The organism is Burkholderia sp. CCA53 (assembly GCF_001685525.1).
GTDB classification, from domain to species: Bacteria; Pseudomonadota; Gammaproteobacteria; order Burkholderiales; family Burkholderiaceae; genus Burkholderia; species Burkholderia multivorans.
In genome coordinates this window covers 233,040-252,829 of record NZ_BDDJ01000002.1, presented here as the reverse complement: position 1 = coordinate 252,829, position 19,790 = coordinate 233,040, and the positions used below count along the sequence as shown (strand labels likewise).

Sequence of the window (19,790 nt, the reverse complement as noted above, 5' to 3'; positions counted from 1 at the left end):
CGCGCGGACGCGGAACGTGGAGGGAAGCCGGCGCGGCCGGCGTGTCAGTGGCGCGCGGGACGCATCAGCGCCGTGCACACGAGCGCGAACACGCCGAAGCCGACGAGATACGCGATGACGTAGTGCGGCTGACCGCCGCCGGCCTTGAGCAGCGAGGTCGCGATCATCGGCGCGAAGCCGCCGCCGATCACGCCCGCGAGCTGGACCGACAGCGAGATGCCGCTGTAGCGGATTTCGGCGGGGAACTGCTGCGCGAACAGCAGCGATTCGGGTGCGTACAGAATCGGAAACACGACGCCGAGGCCCAGCACGATCGCCCACCACGCGAGCGAGGTCTGCTGCGTGCCGAGCATCATGAAGAACGGTGCGGCGAACACGCACATCAGCACGAGCCCGATCGCGAACATCCGGCGCTGGCCGATCAGGTCGCTCAGATGGCCGCACAGCGGCATCGTGACGAGCGACAGCAGCGCGCCGGCCGTGATCGCGTGCAGCATCTCGGCCTTCGGTAGATGGAGCTGCTGCGTCGCATACGACAGCGCGAACGTGACGACCATGTAGAACCACGTGTTCTCGGCCGCACGCGCGCCGACGATCGTCAGCACTTCACGCGGATGGCGGCGCAGCGCGGCCGTCACCGGCGACTTCTCGGCCTTGCCCTGGCGCTGCATCTTCTCGAAGTCCGGCGATTCCGGCACCTTCGCGCGGATGAACCAGCCGAGGCCGACCAGCGCGATGCTCGCGAGGAACGGCACGCGCCAGCCCCACGACAGCATGTCGGCTTCCGGCAGCGCGGCGACCGCGGCCATCGCGAGCGACGAGAGGATCAGGCCGAGCCCGACGCCCGTCTGCGGCAGGCTGCCGAACAACCCCTTGCGGCCCTTCGGCGCATGCTCGACGGCCATCAGCACCGCGCCGCCCCATTCGCCGCCGACCGCCATTCCCTGCAGGAAGCGCATCGCGATCAGCAGCGCGGCGGCCCAGTAGCCGATGCGGTCGTACGACGGGATCAGCCCGATGATCATGCTCGGCACGCCCATCAGCAGCAGCGTGATCATCAGCATCGACTTGCGGCCGATGCGGTCGCCGAAGTGGCCGAACACGATGCCGCCCATCGGCCGCCCGATGAAGCCGACCGCGAACGTGCCGAACGCGGCGAGCGTACCGACGACCGGGTCGAGCGACGGAAAGAAGATGCGGTTGAATACGAGCGCGGCGGCGGTGCCGTACAGGAAGAAGTCGTACCACTCGATCGTCGTGCCGGCCATGCTGGCCCAGCCGGCCAGCAGATGATGCCGCGCGGTGCGCGCGGGGGCCGGCAGCGCGGCGGTTGCATGCTCGTCGAGCGTGGATCGCGTCTGCATGGTGTCTCCATATTTGGTGTGTGCCGGCGGCTCATGGTCCGCCGGTCACTGTCGAGTATAGTTATGCGCAGATTCGCGATGTACCGACAAAGAAACCGGTTGGATGTGCATGAATGCATATCGCGGCCGGCCCGGAGACACTTCTCATTCGATCCCGCCGATGCGACATCCGACCGAGCCGGTTGCCGGCAAGCTGAACTGGGACGACCTGCGCTTCTTTCTCGAAGTGGCGCGCACGCAGCGGGCGAGCGGTGCCGCGAAGCGGCTCGGCGTCGACTACACGACCGTCGCACGGCGCATCCGCGCACTGGAGGCGTCGCTCGGCACGCTGCTGTTCGACAAGTCGCGCGCGGAGGGCTTCACGCTGACGGCCGAAGGGCAGCGGCTCGTCGCCTATGCGGACGCGATGGAGACGACCGTGCAGTCCGCGTGCGACCAGGTCGCGCATACGGGCGAGGCGTTGTCCGGCCACGTGCGGATCGGATCGACCGAAGGGTTCGGCTGCTTCTTTCTCGCGCCGCAGCTCGCGCGGTTTCGCGCCGCGCATCCGCGCGTGACGGTCGATCTGCTGCCGGTGCCGCATTTCGTCAGCCTCACGAAGCGCGAGGCCGATCTCGCCGTCACGCTCGAGCGGCCGGAGCGCGGCCCTTACGTCTGCACGAAGCTTTGCGACTATCAGTTGCGGCTCTATGCGACGCGCGACTATCTGGCGACCCATCCGCCGATCGCCGGCACCGACGATCTCGCGCGGCATACCTTCATCAGCTATGTCGACGATCTCGCGTTCAGCAGCGAACTGCTGTATCTCGAGCGCGCGGTGCCGGGCGCGACGGCCGGACTCAGAACGACGAGCGTGATCGCGCAGTCCTTCGCGGCGCTGCACGGCGGCGGGCTCGCGATCCTGCCGTGCTTCATCGCGGCCGCGCAGCCGGCGCTCGTGCCGGTGCTGCCGGATCAGGTCGTCGTCACGCGCTGCTTCTGGCTGACCTGCCGCGAGGACTTGCGCAAGCTGCGGCGCGTGACCGCGCTGTGGGACTATCTGCGCGCGGCGGCGGACGCGAATCGTGCGTTGCTGTCGGGTGAGTCGAGCGAGTTGCGGTTCGTCGGGGAGCCGGGCGGTTGAGGGCGGGCGCGTAGCCTGTCGTAGCCCGCGCGCGGCGACGGGCCTCGCACATCGAGCACCACGCGTCCGCGCGCCGCTCAGTCGCCGCAGCCCAACTGCCGCGCCAGCGCGTGCAGATCGTCGACGACGAAATCCCACGCGTCTTCCGGCTGCAGATCCATTTGCTGGCCGGGCCCGTATTCGGTCGGGCGCCGCACGAACGCGGTCGACAGGCCGACGCGGCGCGCGGCCGCGAGATCGTTGTTGTGCGCGGCCACCATGCAGATCTCGGCCGGCGCGACGCCGAGAATCTCGACCGCTTCGTTGTAGACCTTCGGCGCGGGCTTGTACGCGCGCGCGACTTCGGCGCCGAGGATCGCGTCCCACGGCAGCCCCGCATGCTTGGCGATGTCGACCATCAGCCGGATGTTGCCGTTCGACAGCGGCGCGATGATGAAGCGCTGCTTGAGCCGCGTCAGTGCGTCGACCGAATCGGGCCACGGGTCGAGGCGGTGCCATGCGAGATTCAGCGCGTCGATCGCCGCATCCGGCACGCCGGCGATCCCGTAGCGCTCGATGATGCGCACGAGATTCTCGCGATGCAGGATGTCGAGCCGCACGTACGAACGGCGTCCGCTGCGGATTTCCTCCATCGACGGCACGTATTCGCGCCGCCATGCGTCGGCGAACTCGAACGCGTCGAGCGTCGGCGCGTAACGCTGCAGAAAGACGCCGGCTTCGCGTGCGACGGTGGTTCTCCAGTCGACGATCGTGCCGAACACATCGAACACGAGCGCCTTGATCTCGGTACGGTTCATATGCGGTCCTGTGCGGGCGGGGGATCGGAGCGGGCCGCAGCGCGTCGGGCACGGACGGTCGCGGCCGCTTGCATCGGCATTAGACCATGCCGGCGCGCGGCGCGTATCGCAGCCGCGGTCGCTCGCGGGCGTCAGTGCGACGACACGTACTCGGCATCGGCGAACGCGGGCGGCAACGCGAAGCTTTCGCGCATGCGCTTCGTTTCGGACGCGGGCGTCGCGCCGAACAGCCGCTTGAACTCGCGGCTGAACTGCGACGGGCTCGCGTAGCCGACCGCGTGGCTCGCCGCTTCCGCCGTCAGCCCCTGTCGCACCATCAGCAGCCGCGCCTGATGCAGCCGCGTCGACTTCACGTACTGCATCGGCGACACCTGCGTGACGGCCTTGAAGTGACTGTGGAAGCTCGGCACGCTCATGCCGGCTTCGCGCGCGAGCTGCGCGACGTCGAGCGGCTGCGCGTAGCCGGCATGGATCGCGCGCAGCGCGCGGCCGATCCGGCCGAACTGGCCGCGCATCGCGAGCGCCGCGCGCATCGACGGGCCCTGCGCGCCGGTCAGCACGCGAAAGTAGAGTTCGCGCAGCAGGCCCGGACCGAGCACGGCCGCCTCGAGCGGCCGCGTCAGTGCATCGAGCAGGCGCAGCACCGATGTGTGCATCGCGTCGTCCATCGGCGTCGACATCATGCTGCGCGGCGCATGCACGGGCGGCGTGCCGCCGGCGCGGTCGATCTGCGCGGCCAGCTCGGCCGCCATCGCGAAATCGAGATGCAGATACAGCGCGAGCAGCGGCCGCGCCGGCGTCGCGTCGGTTTCCATGCTGAACGGCACGGGCACCGAGACGGCCAGATAGTGACGCTCGTCGTAGAGGTAGAGCGCGTCGCCGAAGTAGCCGCGCTTGCGGCCCTGGCAGACGATCACGATGCCCGGGTCGTACAGCACCGGCGTGCGCGCGAGCGCGCGGTCCGAGCGCAGGATGCGCACGCTCGGCAGCGCGGTCAGGTTGTAGCCTTCGCGCGGCGCGAGCGCGGCGGACAGCGCGACGATCCGGTTCCGGCGATCCGGCGAGCGTTCGCCGGATCGCCGGTCAGCTTGCATTGCGTTCATAGTTTTAGGCAAGAAAAACAGCGGAATTCGCGTTAATCGGCTTCGCGATCGACACTAGTATGCAGGCTCCAATCGATTTTCGGGAGAGACTGCAATGGCATCGAACAAGCTTCTGCTCATCACGGGCGTCAGCAGCGGCTTCGGCCGCGCACTCGCGCAAGCGGCGCTGGAAGCGGGGCATACGGTCGTCGGCACCGTGCGCAGCGAGCAGGCCGCGCGCGATTTCGAAGCGCTGGACGCGCAGCGCGCGATCGCGCGCGTGCTCGACGTGACGGACTTCGACGCGATCGACGGCGTCGTCGCCGACATCGAGCGCACGGTCGGTGCGATCGACGTGCTCGTCAACAACGCGGGCTACGGACACGAAGGCGTGATGGAGGAGTCGCCGCTGTCGGAACTGCGCCGGCAGTTCGACGTGAACGTGTTCGGCGCGGTCGCGATGATGAAGGCCGTGCTGCCGTTCATGCGCATGCGGCGGCGCGGCCATATCGTCAACATCACGTCGATGGGCGGGCACATCACGATGCCGGGGCTGAGCTATTACTGCGGCAGCAAGTTCGCGCTCGAAGGCATTTCGGACGCGCTGCGCCAGGAGGTCGCGCCGCTCGGCATCGCCGTGACGGCCGTCGCGCCCGGCTCGTTCCGTACCGACTGGGCCGGGCGCTCGATGGTGCGCACGCCGCGCTCGATCGCGGACTACGACGGGCTGTTCGATCCGGTCCGCGCGGCGCGCGTCGCGCGCAGCGGCAAGCAGCCGGGCGATCCGCACAAGGCCGCGCGCGCGATCCTCGCAGTGATCGCCGCCGAGCAGCCGCCCGCCCATCTGCTGCTCGGCAGCGATGCGCTCGGCCTCGTCACGCAGCGGCTGTCGGCCTGGCAGGACGAAATCCGCGCGTGGGAGGCGCTGACCGTCTCGACCGACGGTTGAGCGCGCACACAGCAGGCCCGGCCGCGCACACCGCTGTGCGTATGCACGGCCGGGCCGTCCGTCGCCGCTCGCATGACGGCGCGCGATGCATCGAATGAATACCTGCGCGACGCGCGATTCGCGCGCCGCATGCTGCACCGCACCCACGCGTAACTCCCGATGCCGATCGATACGCCGGCCGTCACGGATTGGTGTTAAATGGATTCGTGTGAACGGTGGGCGGCGCGCCCGATGCGGCGCGCGAAAACGGGGCGCTCCGGCGCGCGGTGTGAGTCCGGGGCGAAAGCGGTACGAAAGATCGAAATCGAATCGGGGTGTCGGCCCGGTCGAACGGACGGCAGGATTCATCTTGAATACCGAACCGCACAGTGCGCGCTACAGCCTCGGCCTCGCGGCGGAAGTGCTCGCGTCCGAACAAAGCGTGCTGAAGCTGATCACGCGCAATACGCCGCTGCCGGAATTGCTCGCCGAGGTTTGCCGGCGTGCGGAGGCGCTGCTGGGGAAAGGCGCGGCATGCTCGATCCTGCTGCTCGACGAGGACGGCGTGCACGTGCGGGTCGGCGCCGCACCGTCGCTGCCCGCGCCGTACAGCGCCGCGATCGACGGCGCGGCGATCGGGCCCGCGGCCGGCTCGTGCGGCACCGCGATGTACACGCGCCGGATGATCGCCGTCGAGGACATCGAGACCGATCCGCTGTGGGACGCATACCGGTCGATCGCGCTGCCGCTCGGGCTGCGCGCATGCTGGTCGGTGCCGTTCGAGGACGACACGGGCGTCGTGCTCGGCGCGTTCGCCGTCTACTACCGCACATCGCGCCGGCCGAGCCGCGAGGAAACCGCGTTGCTGCTCGACATCAGCAACAGCGTCGGGCTCGCCGTGCATCAGGACCGCATCGCGCAGCAGCTCGCGCGCAGCGAGGAACATCACCGGCTCGTCGTCAACAGCCTCAACGAAGGGATTCTCGTCGTGTCGCGCGACGGCGTCGTGATCGCGAGCAATCCGAGCGCGAACCGGATGCTGCGCGCGAAGGGCGAACTCGTCGGGCGCCGGATGTCGACGGTGATCCTGCGCAAGCTGTCCGAGGACGGCACGCCGATCGCGCCCGACCGCTGGCCGAGCCGGCGCGCGCTGACGAGCGGGACGCCCGTGCTCGACTACACGGTCGGCTTCGGCCTCGCGGACGGCGACGTGATCTGGGTGCGCGGCAACGCGGTGCCGATCGTGAAGCCGGGCGACACGCAGGCCGCGTCGGTGCTCGTGTCGTTCCACGACATCGGCCCCGTGCGCGAAGCGCAGCAGCAGCTGCGCTACCTCGCGACGCGCGACGCGCTGACGGGCCTGTACAACCGCCGCTGGCTGTCCGACCGCATGCGCGAGCTGTTCGGCGGCCGCGATCCGGCGGGCGGCCGGGCGCGCGTCGCGATCCTGTTTCTCGATCTGGTCGGCTTCAAGAAGGTCAACGACACGGCCGGCCACGACGCCGGCGATGCGCTGCTGCGCAGCGTCGCGGCGCGGCTCGCGGCGTGCATGCGCGGCCGGCATGCCCTGACGCGCGTCGGCGGCGACGAGTTCGTGATCCTCGTCGACGACTGCGACGATCCCGAGGCGCTCGCGGCGCTCGCGCGCGAAGTGATCGATGCGATCGCGAAGCCGTTCGAGGTCGCGAACAACGAATACTGGCTCGGCGTGTCGATCGGCATCAGCATCGCGCCGCGCGACGGCGACGATGCGGCGACGCTGATGCGCAACGCCGATTCGGCGATGTACGACGCGAAGCAGCGCGGACGCAATCACTTCACGTTCTTCACCGCGCAGCTGAACCTGCGGCTGCAGCGCCGTTTCGCGATCGAGCAGTCGTTGCGGCGTGCGCTCGCGTCGAACGCGCTGCGGCTCGCGTATCAGCCCGTCGTCGACGCGCGCACCGGTCGCACGGTCGGCGCCGAGGCGCTGCTGCGCTGGACGAGCCCCGACCTCGGGCCGATGTCGCCGGCCGAGTTCATTCCCGTCGCCGAGGATACGGGGTTGATCGTCGCGATCGGCCAGTGGGTGCTCGAAACCGCGTGCCGGCAGGCGGCGGAATGGCGCCGCACGATTGCGCCGGACCTGATGCTCGCGGTCAATCTGTCGCCGCGCCAGTTCCACGACGGGCTCGTCGAATCGGTGAACCGCTGCCTTGCGCAGACGCGGCTCGATCCCGGCGCGCTCGAACTCGAGATCACCGAAGGCGTACTGATGAACGACACCGCGACGGTGCTGCCGATGCTCGAGGCGCTGACCGAGATGAACGTGCGGATCTCGGTCGACGATTTCGGCACCGGCTATTCCTCGCTCGCCTATCTGAAGCGCTTTCCTCTCCACAACCTGAAGGTCGACCGTTCGTTCGTGTCGGGCGTGCCCGATCATCGCGATGCGGTCGCGATCACGCAGGCGGTCGTCGCGATGGCGCATTCGCTCGGGATGAAGGTGACGGCCGAAGGCGTCGAGACCGAGGCGCAGTCGTGGTTTCTGCAGCAGATCGGCTGCGACATGCAGCAGGGCTACCTGTTCAGCCGGCCGCTCGATCCCGTCGACTACGCACGGCGTTTCGCGCTGGTGTGACGATCGCGCGCCGTGCGCAGTCAGCGCGCGGGCGGCGGCGGGTCGACCTCGACGCGGTTGCGGCCGTCGCGCTTCGCGCGATAGAGCGCGCGGTCGGCGGCCTCGATCAGCGCCGTCGTCGGCAGGCCGGGCGCGGGCACGATACTCGCGCCGCCGATGCTGACCGTCACGTGGCCGGCCGTCGACTGCCCGTGCTCGAGCCGCAGCGCGTCGACCGCGAGCCGGATCTTCTCGCCGAGCAGTCGTGCGGCACCCGCCGACGTGCCGGGCATCACGACCGCGAATTCCTCGCCGCCGAAACGCGCGGCGAGATCGCCGGACGGCCGCAGGCACTGCGCGATGGTCGTCGCGACCTGCCGCAGTACGTGGTCGCCCGAGACGTGGCCGTACGTGTCGTTGTACAGCTTGAAGTGGTCGACGTCGATCATCAGCAGCGACAGCTCCGCGCGCTCGCGCGTGCCGCGCCGCCACTCGGCGGCCAGGTATTCGTCGAGATAGCGGCGGTTCGACAGCCCGGTCAGACCGTCCGAATGCATGAGACGCCGCAGTTCGAGATTGGCTTCGAGGAGCTGCTGCTGCGATTGCCGCAGTGCGCGGTAGGCATCGTCGCGCTGCAGCAGGTTCATGTACGACCGCGAGTGGTAGCGGATGCGCGCGACGAGTTCGATGCGGTCGGGCAGCTTCACGAGATAGTCGTTCGCGCCGGCCGCGAACGCGGCGCGCTTGATCGTCGGCTCTTCCTGCGTCGACAGCACGATGATCGGCACGTCGCGCGTCGCGGGATTCGCACGATACGCGTGCACGAGCGTCAGCCCGTCGGTGCCGGGCATCACGAGGTCCTGCAGGATCACGGTCGGGCGCGTGTCGATCGCGGCGGCCATCGCGTCGTCGGAGCGCGCGCAGTAGTGGAAGTCGATGCCGGCCTCGTCGATGAGCGCGCGTCGCACGGCTTCCGCGACGATCGTCTGATCGTCGACCAGCAGCACCATCGCCGGTGCATCGGCGGGCGGGTACGGCGCGTGAACGGGCGGCAGGCGCGTCGGGTCGCTAGTCATGGTCGATGCGTGGGTCTGTCATGGCGGGAAGGGCGTCGGTGGGGCGCGGCAGGTTCAGATGCGCACGAGCGTCGCGAGTTCGCCCGCGATGCGCTCGAGCGGCAGGATCGCGCGCGCGGCGCCGAGCGTCGCGGCCGCCTTCGGCATCCCGTAGACGGCGCTGGTCGCTTCGTCCTGGGCGATCGTATGGTAGCCCTTCATCCGCAGCGCCTTGAGCCCGATCGCGCCGTCGCGGCCCATGCCCGTCAGCAGCACGCCGATCACGTTGCCGGACCAGTGTTCGGTCAGGCTGTTGAAGAACACGTCGACCGACGGCCGGTACGGCGTCGCGGCCGGTTCGCGCGTGTACGCGAGCGTGCCGGCGCGCGTCATCCGCAGATGATCGTCCGTCGCGGCGAGCAGCGCGACGCCCGGCTGGGGGCGATCGCCTTCGCGCGCGACGCGCACGGTGAGCGGCGTCTGACCGTCGAGCCACTGCGCCATGCCTTCGGCGAACGCGCGATCGACGTGCTGGACGATCACGATCGGCGCATCGAAGTCCGCGGGCAGGCTGCCGAGAATCGACGCGAGCGCGCCCGGGCCGCCGGCCGACGCGCCGATCGCGACGAGCGGGCCGCCGTGCGCGCGATGCGTCGCGCAGCCGGCGCGCACGCCGCCCGGCGCATCGAGCAGACGGCCGATCTGGTCGATCTTCGCGAGCAGCAGATCGGCGGTGTCGCCGGCCGCGCCTTCGCGCAGCTGCGGCGTATCGACGGCGTCGAGCGCGCCGGCGCCCATCGCCTCGTACACGCGCCAGGTGTTCGCGCCGATGCTGCTCGTGACGATCAGGATCGCGCACGGCCGCGCGGAACGCATGATGCGCCGCGTCGCCTCGATCCCGTCGAACTTCGGCATGATCAGATCCATCAGCACGATGTCGGGCGGCTGCGCGGCGCAGAGCTCGACGGCCTGCGCGCCGTCGGTCGCGACCCACAGCACGCGGTGCTCGGGGCGCCGCGCGAGCACGCGGCGCAGTGCCTCGACCGCGAGCGGCAGGTCGTTGACGATGCCGATGTTCACAAGCGGGACTCTCCGGTCGGGTCGTTATCGTGAAGTTGGGCCGGTTTCATCGATGGGGGCCTGTTCGCATGCGCCGCGCCGGCTTCGATGGCCGGGCGGCGCGGATTGTTTTCGGTTCGCATCGCCCCGCATGCTGTCATGCGGCGCGATTCGCGGCAATCGAAAAATGGGTGAGCGATGCGTTTGTCAGTGCGTTCGCGCACCGAGCGCGCATGTCGGCGGCCGTGCGGCAGCGGAGCCCGGGGGCGCCGCAAGCGGCGGGATGCCGTGTTCGCAGGGCGTGCGACGGGCCGCGCCGCGCCGCCTGCGGCGTCGGAGCGGGCCATGTCGAAGCCATGTCGAAGCCGCGCCGGGCGAAGCGGGCAGTGAGCGACCGGCGGCGGGCGGCGGTCGAGCGACGGGCATGCCCGATGAATGCGCATTGCCGCCGCATCGAACACCGACGGCGGCGGCCGCGGTTCAGTGGCTGCGCGCGTACCCCTGGATCAGCGCGCGCATCATGCCTTCGACCGTCGCGTCGCGCAGGTCGGCCTCCTGCTCGGACGCCTCGACGAGCGCGGCATAGGCGGTGGCGAGCGTCACGCGGTCGACTTCGTGGCGCTGTTCCATCAGCGTCACCATGCCGTCCTTCGCCAGATGAGCGGAGAACGCGCGGCTGCCGATGGTCTGGAAAACGTCAATCATGGCGGCTCTCCCGAACGTTGCCGGTGCCTTTCAGTGTAGGTCGCGGCCGCACACGGCGCCATGCGCGGCGCAGCGCGCTGCGATCGCCGCCCGTTCAATATTTACCCGAATCCACAAATCATCGACTTTTTATCGATAAATTCGCGTGATAGATTGCGCGCTCCGAACCCGGTCGAAACCGGGAACGCGGCGGCTCCTGGCGCCGCGCATTCAACGAAGGAGGCGTCATGCTGGTGCTGATTGGAGTACCGATCGTCGTGATCGGATTTGCGCTGCGCTTCAACGCGCTGCTGGTGGTGACCGTCGCGGGGCTCGCGACGGGGCTCGCGGCCGGGATCGGCATTGTCGACATCGTCAGCGCGTTCGGCAAGGCGTTCACCGACAACCGCTACATGGGGCTCATCTGGCTGACGCTGCCGGTCATCGCGCTGCTCGAGCGCAACGGGCTGAAGGAGCAGGCGAAGCGGATGATCTCGCGCGTGCATGCGGCCACGACGGGCCGCGTGCTGATGCTGTACTTCGTGCTGCGCCAGGCGACGGCCGCGCTTGGCCTCACGTCGCTCGGCGGGCACGCGCAGATGGTGCGGCCGCTGATCGCGCCGATGGCCGAGGCGGCGGCGGTCAGCCGCCACGGCGACCTGCCGGAGTCGGTGCGCCAGCAGATCCGCGCGCATGCGTCGGCCGCCGACAACGTCGCGGTGTTCTTCGGCGAGGACATCTTCATCGCCATCCAGTCGATCCTGCTGATCAAGGGCTTTCTCGAGCAGAACGGCATCGCGATCGAGCCGTTGCAGCTGTCGGTCTGGGCGATTCCGACCGCGATCGCGGCGCTGCTGATCCATTGCACGCGGCTCGCGCTGCTCGATCGGCGGCTCTCGCGCGGGCTCGCGGCGTTCGGGCGGGAGGGCGCGCGATGATCGGCCTCGAATCGCTGTACACGCTCGCGGGGCTGATGTTCGCGGCGTTCGCCTGCTTCAATCTCGCCGATCGCACGAACGCGCGCCGCGTCTTCAACTTCGCGTTCTGGGCGATCTACGCGGTCACGTTCCTGTTCGGTGCGAAGCTGCCGCATTTCGTGACCGGTTGCCTCGCGATCGCGCTCGCGCTGATCGCCGGCTCGGGCAAGCTCGGCCGCGGCCAGGGCGACGCGGCCGGCGAAGCGGCGGCGAGGCGGCGCGATGCGGGCGCGCTGCGCTTCGGCAACCGGCTGTTCGTGCCCGCGCTGCTGATTCCGGCCGTCACGCTGATCGGCACGTTCGCGCTGAAGCACGTGCCGTTCGTCGACGCGAAGAGCGTGACGCTGATCTCGCTCGTGCTCGGCACCGTCGTCGCGTTCGTCGTCGCGCTCGCGATGCTGCGCGATTCGCCGGTGCACGCGCTGCGCGACGCGCACCACACCATGAATGCAGTCGGCTGGGCCGCGATCCTGCCGCAGATGCTCGCGGCGCTCGGCGCGTTGTTCGCGGTCGCGGGCGTCGGCGGCGTCGTGTCGGGGCTCGTCAAGGACTGGGTGCCGATCGATTCGCCGTTCGCGGTAGTCGCCGCGTATACGGTGGGCATGGCGCTGTTCACGATGATCATGGGCAACGGCTTCGCGGCGTTTCCGGTGATGACGGCCGGCATCGGGCTGCCGCTGATCGTCCATCAGTTCCACGGCAATCCGGCGATTGTCGGCGCGATCGGGATGCTGAGCGGCTTCTGCGGTACGCTGATGACGCCGATGGCCGCGAACTTCAACATCGTGCCGGCCGCGCTGCTCGAACTGAAGGACAAGAACGGCGTGATCAAGGCGCAATGGCCGACCGCCGTGCTGCTGCTCGCCGTGAACACGCTGCTGATGTATGCGTTCGTGTTTCGTTTCTGACCCACCGACGAGATCCTCATGACCGACCGCCTCACGCCCGACCTCGCGTCGAAATTCGCCTCGCTCGCGCTCGCGCACCTCACGCGCGAGTATCCGAACAAGCTCACGCATGCGCTCGCGGGCCCGCAAGACGTGCAGCCGCCGCGCGCACTGCATCCGATCTTCTACGGCAGCTACGACTGGCATTCGTGCGTGCACGGCTACTGGCTCGTGCTGCGCGTGCTCGAACGCTATCCGGCGCTGCCGGAAACCGCGCGCATCGTCGGCGTCGTCGACGCGCACTTCACCGATGCGAACGTCGCCGGCGAGCGTGCCTATCTCGCGCTGCCGCACAACAGCGGCTTCGAGCGGCCGTACGGCTGGGCGTGGCTGCTCGCGCTGTGCGGTCAGCTCGAGCGGCTCGCGCGTCAGGGCACGGTGCCGCAGGCCGCGCGCTGGGCGCAGACGATGGCGCCGCTCGCCGAGCTGTTCGTCTCGCGTTTCGAGGCGTTCCTGCCGAAGGCGACCTATCCGCTGCGCGTCGGCACGCACTTCAACACCGCGTTCGCGCTGTCGCTCGCGCTCGACTTCGCGCGCGACACGCAGCGCGACGGACTTGCCGCGCTGATCGTCGATACCGCGCAACGCTGGCACCTGAACGACGTCGCGTGCCAGGCGTGGGAGCCGTCGGGCGACGAGTTCCTGTCGCCTGCGCTGATGGAAGCCGAACTGATGCGGCGCGTGCTGCCGCCCGACGCCTTCGACGGCTGGTTCGCGCGCTTCCTGCCGGACCTCGCGCGCGGCGAACCGGCGACGCTGTTCGAACCGGCCACCGTCAGCGACCGCAGCGACGGCAAGATCGCGCATCTCGACGGACTTAACCTGAGCCGCGCGTGGTGCCAGCGCGCGCTCGCGCGTGCGCTGCCGGAAGGCGACGCGCGCCGCACGAAGCTCCTCGACGCAGCCGAGCGCCATCTCGCGAGTGCGCTCGCGCATGTCGCGGGCGACTACATGGGCGAGCACTGGCTCGCGACGTTCGCGCTGCTCGCGATCGAAGCGTAGGGCTCATCCGCGGCCGCGCGATCGGCGGCTCGCCGCGGCGCGATGCGTGCGTCTTCATCGCGGCTGCGCCGCGCGTGCGATGCGCGGCCGTGTTCCGTCTACACAGGCTGCGCCGCGTCGGACGCATGCAGCAACGGCGCGAGCCGGCTCGCCGCGTCCTTCAGCTTCGGCACCGTCTCGAGCAGATCGGCGAGCGTCGCGCGCGCAGTCGGCGCGTGCACGGCGAGCGCCGCGAGCACGCGTCCGCTCGCCGCATCCTTCACGGGCACCGCGACCGCCACCATCCCGCGCACGAATTCCTCGTTGTCGATGCCGACACCGCGCACCGACAGCCGGTCGAGCTCGGCCGCGAGCAGCTGCGCATCGGTCAGCGTCCGGTAGGTCATCTTCTTCAGCGTGAGCCGCGCGAGCATCGCGTTGCGCTCCAACGCATTCATCTGCGACAGAAACAGCTTGCCGCTCGCCGTGCAATGCAGCGGCACGCGCATGCCGGGCCGCATTTCGAGCCGCAGCGGTTCGGTCGTTTCGACGCGTTCGACGTACAGCACGGTGTCGCCGTCGAGGGCGGTCAGGTTGCAGGTCTCGCCGAGCACGTCGACGAGCGAACGCAGCACCGAGCGGCAGCCGCGCGTGAACGTGTTGTTCGACAGCGCCGCGAGCGCGAATTGCGCGGCGCGCGGACCGAGCGCGATGCCGCGATCGTGGCCGCGCGAGTCGGGCATGTGGATCACGTAGCCGCGCGTTTCGAGCGATTCGATCAGCCGCAGCAGCGTCGCTTTCGGAATGTGCAGGCGCGCGGCGAGCTGCGACAGCGTATAGGGCTGACCGCCCGACGCGAGCGCTTCGAGGACGGCGAGCGCGCGCAGCACGCGCGCGTCGTCGGGTGCCGCATCGGGCGGCGCGGGGGCGGTATCGCGCATCTGTCTCCTCCGTCGGGTTCGTCGTGCGTCCCGCGTCTGTGCTGCGTGAGAAATGAAACGAATTGAACGGTTTTTGTACCACATTCCCCGCACGGACAATAAAACGGCTTGAAGGTGCTCCGTGCGCTCAATAAATTTGGACAAAACATACCGAATTTTTCATATCGGAACGGAGACACGGAATGACACGCAGCTTCGACTATGTCGTGGTCGGCGCGGGATCGGCCGGTTGCGTCCTCGCCAATCGCTTGTCCGACGGCGGCCGCCATACGGTCTGCCTGCTCGAGGCCGGCCCCGCGGACAACTACATGTGGATCCACGTGCCGATCGGTTACGGCAAGACGATGTTCCATCCCGTCTACAACTGGGGCTTTCATACCGATCCCGATCCGAACATGCACAACCGGCGGCTGTACTGGCCGCGCGGGCGCACGCTCGGCGGCTGCAGCTCGATCAACGGGTTGATCTACGTGCGCGGCCAGCAGCAGGACTACGACCATTGGGCCGCGCTAGGCAACCGCGGCTGGAGCTGGCGCGACTGCCTGCCGTACTTTCGGCGGCTCGAACACAACACGCTCGGCGAAGGGCCGACGCGCGGCATCGGCGGCCCGCTCTGGGCGTCGACGATCCGCCAGCGTCACGAACTCGTCGACGCATTCATTGCCGCGTCGAACCGGCTCGGCGTGCGCAGCGTCGACGACTTCAACACCGGCGATCAGGAAGGCGTCGGCTACTACCAGCTGACGACGCGCAACGGACTGCGCTGCTCGACTGCGGTCGCGTATCTGAAGCCCGCGCGCGGGCGGCCGAACCTGCACGTCGAAACCGATGCGCAGGCGCTGAAGGTGCTGTTCGACGGCACGCAGGCACGCGGCGTGCGCTACGTGCGCCACGGCGAGACGCGCGACGTCCACGCGCGGCGCGAGGTCGTGCTGGCGGCGGGCGCGCTGCAGTCGCCGCAACTGCTGCAGGTGTCGGGCGTCGGGCCCGCCGCGCTGCTGAACCGGCTGGGGATTCCGATCGTCGCCGATCGCGCGGGCGTCGGCGAGAACCTGCAGGATCATCTGCAGATTCGTCTGATCTACGAGGTCACGAAGCCGATCACGACGAACGACGCGCTGCATTCGTGGCTCGGCCGCGCGAAGATGGGGCTGCAATGGGCGCTGATGCGCGGCGGCCCGCTCGCGGTCGGCATCAACCAGGGCGGCATGTTCTGCCGCGCGCTGCCCGAATCGGCGACGCCCGACATTCAGTTTCATTTCTCGACGCTGTCCGCCGATTCGGCGGGCGGCAGCGTGCATCCGTTTCCCGGCTGCACGTATTCCGTGTGCCAGCTGCGGCCCGAATCGCGCGGCACCGTGCGCATCCGCACCGACGATGCGCGCGATGCGCCGTCGATCCAGCCGAACTATCTCGACACCGAGCTCGACCGCCGCACGACGGTGGCCGGCGTGCGCTTCGCGCGGCGTGTCGCGGCAACCGAGCCGATGGCGTCGCTGATGAAGCGCGAGGTGCGGCCCGGCGCCGAGGCGCAGACGGACGACGAGCTGCTCGCGTTCTGCCGCGAATACGGGCAGACGATCTTCCATCCGTCCGGCACCGCGAAGATGGGCGTCGCGAGCGATCCGCTCGCGGTCGTCGACGAGCGGCTGCGCGTCTACGGCACGCGCGGGCTGCGCGTGGTCGACTGCTCGATCATGCCGACGCTCGTGTCGGGCAACACCAACGTGCCGATCGTGATGGTCGCGGAAAAAGCGTCCGACATGATCCTCGAGGACGCACGCGAGGCCGACCGCGGCCGCAGCGTCGCGCCGGCGGCCGAAGCCGCCGCCTAGCGCGACACGCCGAATCGCCCGCGCGGCCCGTGCTCCTGCGCCCGGACGGCCGCCGCGCGCTCACCGGATGCCTCCGCCGGTACGGCGTCGGGGCAGGTCGCGGCGCATCCACCCTGAAGGAGCTCGCATGGCAATCGATTCCCGGGTCGTCCGCCGCGTGGCCGCGGCCAGCGTGATCGGCGCGACGGTCGAGTGGTACGACTTTTTCCTGTACGGCGTCGTCGCCGGCATCGTGTTCGACAAGCAGTATTTCCCGGCCGACGATGCGTTCGTGTCGACGATGCTCGCATATGCGACGTTCGCGGTCGGCTTTATCACGCGGCCGCTCGGCGGCCTGCTGTTCGGTCATCTCGGCGACCGCGTCGGCCGCAAGTCGGCGCTGATTCTGACGATGCTGATCATGGGCGTGTCGACGGCCGGCGTCGCGTTCCTGCCCACCTACGCGCAGATCGGCATGTGGGCGCCCGCGCTGCTGCTGACGCTGCGCGTGCTGCAGGGGATCGGCCTCGGCGGCGAGTGGGGCGGCGCGGTGCTGATGGCGTACGAATACGCGCCGCCGCATCGGCGCGGGCTCTATGCGAGCCTGCCGCAGATCGGGCTCGCGATCGGGCTGTGTCTCGCGGCCGGCGTCGTCGCCGCGCTGTCGCGCGTGCTGCCGGACGCCGCGTTCCTGTCGTGGGGCTGGCGCATCGCGTTCGCGGCATCGCTGCTGCTCGTCGCGATCGGCTTCTACATCCGCACGCGCGTGGCCGATACGCCCGAGTTCGTCGCGCTGAAACGGCAGCGGCGCGACACGAAGCTGCCGGTCGTCGAGCTGCTCGGCGGCTACCGTCGCGCGATCCTGCTCGGCATGGGCGCGCGCTACATCGACGGCGTGTTCTTCAACGTGTTCGCGGTGTTTTCGATCGGCTACATGACGCGCAATCTGTCGATCTCGCGCGGCGACGCGCTGCTCGGCGTGATGAGCGCCGCGGTCGTGATGTGTGCGTTCATTCCCGTGTTCGGCAGCCTGTCCGACCGGCTCGGCCGCGCGCGCGTGTACCGCTGGGGCGCGACGCTCTGCGGGCTGTCGGTGCTGCCCGCGTTCTGGCTGCTGCACGCGCATTCGACGAACCTGCTCGCGGTGTGGCTCGCGCTCGTGATTCCGTTCGGGATTTTCTATGCGATGGCGTACGGGCCCGAGGCCGCGCTGTTTGCCGAGCTGTTCGACGCGAACGTCCGCTATACGGGCATTTCGTTCGTCTATCAGGTGTCGGGCATCGTCGCGAGCGGCATCACGCCGATCGTCGCGACCGCGCTGCTGCGTGCGAACGGCGGCGAGCCGTGGCTCGTCGGGGTTTACGTGATGCTCTCCGCCCTCCTGTCGATCGTGTCCGCGCGCGCGATCGAGAAAAGCGGCGGTGTGGCCGGCGTCGCGGTGCGCGCGACCTGATCGCCGCGCGCCCGTGGCGGGCGGGGCGCGGCGTCGCCGTCGCGCATGTCGCAGCCCGCATGCGGTCGCATCTGCGCGATCTCCGTGCGTGGCCGCGCGTGCGCCGGAAGCGGCCGCGTCGCGCGCCGCGCTTGCCGCGCCGGCACGGGCCGCGCGCTGGTCCAAGCGAATCCGCCCGACTGGCCCTACCTGCGAAAAAACGGCCTGCCTACACTTTCCTCGACAGATCGCCGCATTGAAGCATCTGCGCTGGATCGACCCGAAGAGAACGATCAGGAGACAGGCATGACCAACAGGCAGTCGGCAGCATGCGCCCGTGCGGCGGATGCGCGCCCCGCAACCGTCAGTCGAATCGCCGCCGGCGCGCCGTGCGGCGTCGCGGCCGCCACCGTGTCGGAGGACTGACCATGTCGACCATCGAACGCACCGCGAGCGGCTTTGCGGCCGGACGCCAGCACGATACGCGCTACGATCCGACCTACGATCCGCTCGTGTCGCCCGGCCCCGGCTGCGGCAAGCAGTACGCGCCGACCTACTGGGTCGCCACGGCCGGCAGCCCGCCGCCCGACGACGGCCCCGTCACGCGCGACATGGACGTCGACGTCGCGATCATCGGCGCGGGCTACACGGGCCTTGCGACCGCGCTGTGCCTCGCCCGCGACCACGGCATCAAGGCGGTCGTGCTCGAAGCGAACCGCACGAGCTGGGGCTGCAGCAGCCGCAACGGCGGGCAGGGGCAGAACGCATCGGGCCGCCTGTCTCGCTCGCAATGGATCGAGCGCTGGGGCAAGGAGGTCGCGCTGAAGATGCACGACGAGATCCTCGAAGGCTTCGAGCACTTCAAGTCGCTGGTCGCCGAAATCGACTGCGATCCGCAGCCCGGCGGCCACTTCCTCATCGCGCACCGTCCGCGCATCATGGCGAAGCTCGCGGCCGAGGCAAAGGTGTGGAAGGACGTGTTCGGCTATCCGTCCGAACTGCTGAGCGCGGAGACGTTCCGCCGCGAATTCCTCAACGATCACGAAGCGGCCGGCGCGCTGCACGAACCCGAAGGGATCGGCATTCATGCGCTGAAGCTCGCGTTCGGCTATCTGCGCCTCGCGCGCGAAGCGGGCGCGAAGGTCTATACGAGCAGCCCCGTGCTCGGCTTCGAGACGATCGGCGGCGTGCATCATCTGCGTACGCCGGGCGGTGTCGTGCGCGCGCGCGCGGTCGGCATCGCGACCGGCGCGTATACGGCGCAGACGCTCCATCCGTCGCTGCGCAGCAAGGTGATGCCGATCCTGTCCAATTCGATGGTCACGCGTCCGCTGACGGACGCGGAGATCGAAGCGTGCAACTTCCGTACGACGCAGGTGCTGACCGACACGCGCACGCTGCGCTTCTACTACCGTTTTCTGCCCGATCGCCGGCTGCAGATCGGCAGCCGCAGTGCGATCACCGGCAGCGATGCGCCGAATCCGCGTCACCTCGATCTGCTCAAGGAAGGCATGGCGCGCAAGTTTCCCGCGTTGCGCGGCGTGCAGATCGACTATTCGTGGTGGGGCTGGGTCGACGTGAGTCACGACATGATGCCGCGCGTCTGCCAGCCCGATCCGCATCAGTCGGTGTTCTACGCGCTCGGCTACGGCGGCAACGGCGTGTCGTACTCGCAGCAGGCCGGCCGGCGGCTCGCCGAGCGGATCGCCGGCAAGGGCGAGCGCCAGACGCTGCCGATCTTCACGTCGCCGCTGCCCGGTCATCCGTTCGCGCCGTTCCGGCGCATCGGGCAACGCATGCTCTACGTCTCGTACTTCAGGCGCGACGAGAAGCCCTGAGCGCGAGCGGTGCACAGCGGACACCGCGGACACCGCGGGCCCGCTCGACCGAATAAACCTCGACCGAATAACAACAGCAAGACCGATCCGTGCGGCCGGGGTCGCAGGACCTCGCTCGCCCGTCGACGGCGGCGGTCGCGCGATGCATCCCGCATCGCGCGATTGGCTC

At 69.3% G+C, this 19,790-nt stretch carries 17 protein-coding genes; 10 read left to right on the top strand and 7 right to left on the bottom strand.

The features are described 5' to 3' along the window. Positions 1-44 precede the first annotated feature (44 nt). A complete protein-coding gene (locus BCR55_RS17645) occupies positions 45-1,364 on the bottom strand; it encodes an MFS transporter (RefSeq protein ID WP_006403883.1) in 1,320 nt (439 codons plus the stop codon). A gap of 160 nt (positions 1,365-1,524) precedes the next feature. On the opposite strand from BCR55_RS17645, the gene BCR55_RS17640 reads away from it, so the two are divergent. Next, on the top strand, positions 1,525-2,487 hold the full coding sequence (locus tag BCR55_RS17640) for a LysR family transcriptional regulator (protein WP_006410197.1): 963 nt from the start codon (positions 1,525-1,527) through the stop codon (positions 2,485-2,487). A gap of 77 nt (positions 2,488-2,564) precedes the next feature. Here the strand turns inward: BCR55_RS17640 and BCR55_RS17635 are convergent, their stop codons facing one another. Both BCR55_RS17635 and BCR55_RS17630 read right to left on the bottom strand, forming a co-directional pair. Next, positions 2,565-3,284 carry a haloacid dehalogenase type II gene (locus BCR55_RS17635; RefSeq protein WP_065495181.1) on the bottom strand — a complete coding sequence of 240 codons (720 nt, stop codon included), beginning with the start codon at positions 3,282-3,284 and terminating at the stop codon, positions 2,565-2,567. A 131-nt stretch (positions 3,285-3,415) separates the two neighbouring features. Next, the gene (locus BCR55_RS17630; protein WP_065495179.1) at positions 3,416-4,387 is read right to left on the bottom strand and encodes an AraC family transcriptional regulator; all 972 of its coding nucleotides are present in this window, start codon (positions 4,385-4,387) and stop codon (positions 3,416-3,418) included. 94 nt (positions 4,388-4,481) lie between these two features. Between BCR55_RS17630 and BCR55_RS17625 the strand changes: the two genes are divergently transcribed. After that, positions 4,482-5,315, top strand: coding sequence for an oxidoreductase (locus BCR55_RS17625; RefSeq protein ID WP_006403880.1), 834 nt, complete (start codon positions 4,482-4,484; stop codon positions 5,313-5,315). A 349-nt stretch (positions 5,316-5,664) separates the two neighbouring features. After that, complete coding sequence (locus BCR55_RS17620; RefSeq protein WP_065495175.1) at positions 5,665-7,914, top strand: bifunctional diguanylate cyclase/phosphodiesterase; 2,250 nt, start codon at positions 5,665-5,667, stop codon at positions 7,912-7,914. Between the two features lie 20 nt (positions 7,915-7,934). On the opposite strand, the gene BCR55_RS17615 is transcribed toward BCR55_RS17620, so the two are convergent. From BCR55_RS17615 to BCR55_RS17605, 3 genes are all read right to left on the bottom strand, one after another. Next, positions 7,935-8,969 carry a diguanylate cyclase gene (locus BCR55_RS17615; RefSeq protein ID WP_065495171.1) on the bottom strand — a complete coding sequence of 345 codons (1,035 nt, stop codon included), beginning with the start codon at positions 8,967-8,969 and terminating at the stop codon, positions 7,935-7,937. A 54-nt stretch (positions 8,970-9,023) separates the two neighbouring features. Then, on the bottom strand, positions 9,024-10,028 hold the full coding sequence (locus BCR55_RS17610) for a chemotaxis response regulator protein-glutamate methylesterase (RefSeq protein ID WP_006399756.1): 1,005 nt from the start codon (positions 10,026-10,028) through the stop codon (positions 9,024-9,026). Positions 10,029-10,487: 459 nt separating this feature from the next. Further along, entirely contained in the window at positions 10,488-10,712 is a 225-nt protein-coding gene (locus BCR55_RS17605) for a hypothetical protein (RefSeq protein ID WP_006399758.1), read from the bottom strand. Positions 10,713-10,939: 227 nt separating this feature from the next. Here BCR55_RS17605 and BCR55_RS17600 point away from each other — a divergent pair, with 227 nt between their 5' ends. From BCR55_RS17600 to BCR55_RS17590, 3 genes are read left to right on the top strand one after another with little or no spacing between them, the layout of a single operon-like run. Further along, entirely contained in the window at positions 10,940-11,629 is a 690-nt protein-coding gene (locus BCR55_RS17600) for a DUF969 domain-containing protein (protein ID WP_006399759.1), read from the top strand. Continuing rightward, on the top strand, positions 11,626-12,576 hold the full coding sequence (locus tag BCR55_RS17595) for a DUF979 domain-containing protein (RefSeq protein ID WP_006403874.1): 951 nt from the start codon (positions 11,626-11,628) through the stop codon (positions 12,574-12,576). The genes BCR55_RS17600 and BCR55_RS17595 overlap by 4 nt, the downstream gene beginning before the upstream one ends. Before the next feature lie 18 nt (positions 12,577-12,594). Beyond that, complete coding sequence (locus tag BCR55_RS17590; protein WP_065495169.1) at positions 12,595-13,617, top strand: DUF2891 domain-containing protein; 1,023 nt, start codon at positions 12,595-12,597, stop codon at positions 13,615-13,617. Between the two features lie 98 nt (positions 13,618-13,715). On the opposite strand, the gene BCR55_RS17585 is transcribed toward BCR55_RS17590, so the two are convergent. Continuing rightward, positions 13,716-14,537, bottom strand: coding sequence for an IclR family transcriptional regulator (locus BCR55_RS17585; protein WP_006403872.1), 822 nt, complete (start codon positions 14,535-14,537; stop codon positions 13,716-13,718). A 182-nt stretch (positions 14,538-14,719) separates the two neighbouring features. Here BCR55_RS17585 and BCR55_RS17580 point away from each other — a divergent pair, with 182 nt between their 5' ends. From BCR55_RS17580 to BCR55_RS17570, 4 genes are all read left to right on the top strand, one after another. After that, entirely contained in the window at positions 14,720-16,372 is a 1,653-nt protein-coding gene (locus BCR55_RS17580; protein WP_065495165.1) for a GMC family oxidoreductase, read from the top strand. 127 nt (positions 16,373-16,499) lie between these two features. Continuing rightward, positions 16,500-17,804, top strand: coding sequence for an MFS transporter (locus BCR55_RS17575; RefSeq protein ID WP_065495163.1), 1,305 nt, complete (start codon positions 16,500-16,502; stop codon positions 17,802-17,804). A 45-nt stretch (positions 17,805-17,849) separates the two neighbouring features. Further along, entirely contained in the window at positions 17,850-18,209 is a 360-nt protein-coding gene (locus tag BCR55_RS33095) for a hypothetical protein (RefSeq protein ID WP_175403827.1), read from the top strand. Positions 18,210-18,211: 2 nt separating this feature from the next. Continuing rightward, positions 18,212-19,621: an FAD-binding oxidoreductase gene (locus BCR55_RS17570; protein WP_006410975.1), complete on the top strand. Its 1,410-nt coding sequence runs from the start codon at positions 18,212-18,214 to the stop codon at positions 19,619-19,621. The last annotated feature ends 169 nt before the right edge of the window (positions 19,622-19,790 follow it).

Bases quoted from the DNA above. Each gene is read 5' to 3' on its own strand.
- BCR55_RS17645 (WP_006403883.1), bottom strand. From the start codon at position 1,364: ATGCAGACGCGATCCACGCTCGACGAGCATGCAACCGCCGCGCTGCCG.
- BCR55_RS17640 (WP_006410197.1), top strand. From the start codon at position 1,525: ATGCGACATCCGACCGAGCCGGTTGCCGGCAAGCTGAACTGGGACGAC.
- BCR55_RS17635 (WP_065495181.1), bottom strand. From the start codon at position 3,284: ATGAACCGTACCGAGATCAAGGCGCTCGTGTTCGATGTGTTCGGCACG.
- BCR55_RS17630 (WP_065495179.1), bottom strand. From the start codon at position 4,387: ATGAACGCAATGCAAGCTGACCGGCGATCCGGCGAACGCTCGCCGGAT.
- BCR55_RS17625 (WP_006403880.1), top strand. From the start codon at position 4,482: ATGGCATCGAACAAGCTTCTGCTCATCACGGGCGTCAGCAGCGGCTTC.
- BCR55_RS17615 (WP_065495171.1), bottom strand. From the start codon at position 8,969: ATGACTAGCGACCCGACGCGCCTGCCGCCCGTTCACGCGCCGTACCCG.
- BCR55_RS17605 (WP_006399758.1), bottom strand. From the start codon at position 10,712: ATGATTGACGTTTTCCAGACCATCGGCAGCCGCGCGTTCTCCGCTCAT.
- BCR55_RS17600 (WP_006399759.1), top strand. From the start codon at position 10,940: ATGCTGGTGCTGATTGGAGTACCGATCGTCGTGATCGGATTTGCGCTG.
- BCR55_RS17595 (WP_006403874.1), top strand. From the start codon at position 11,626: ATGATCGGCCTCGAATCGCTGTACACGCTCGCGGGGCTGATGTTCGCG.
- BCR55_RS17590 (WP_065495169.1), top strand. From the start codon at position 12,595: ATGACCGACCGCCTCACGCCCGACCTCGCGTCGAAATTCGCCTCGCTC.
- BCR55_RS17585 (WP_006403872.1), bottom strand. From the start codon at position 14,537: ATGCGCGATACCGCCCCCGCGCCGCCCGATGCGGCACCCGACGACGCG.
- BCR55_RS17580 (WP_065495165.1), top strand. From the start codon at position 14,720: ATGACACGCAGCTTCGACTATGTCGTGGTCGGCGCGGGATCGGCCGGT.
- BCR55_RS17575 (WP_065495163.1), top strand. From the start codon at position 16,500: ATGGCAATCGATTCCCGGGTCGTCCGCCGCGTGGCCGCGGCCAGCGTG.
- BCR55_RS33095 (WP_175403827.1), top strand. From the start codon at position 17,850: ATGTCGCAGCCCGCATGCGGTCGCATCTGCGCGATCTCCGTGCGTGGC.
- BCR55_RS17570 (WP_006410975.1), top strand. From the start codon at position 18,212: ATGTCGACCATCGAACGCACCGCGAGCGGCTTTGCGGCCGGACGCCAG.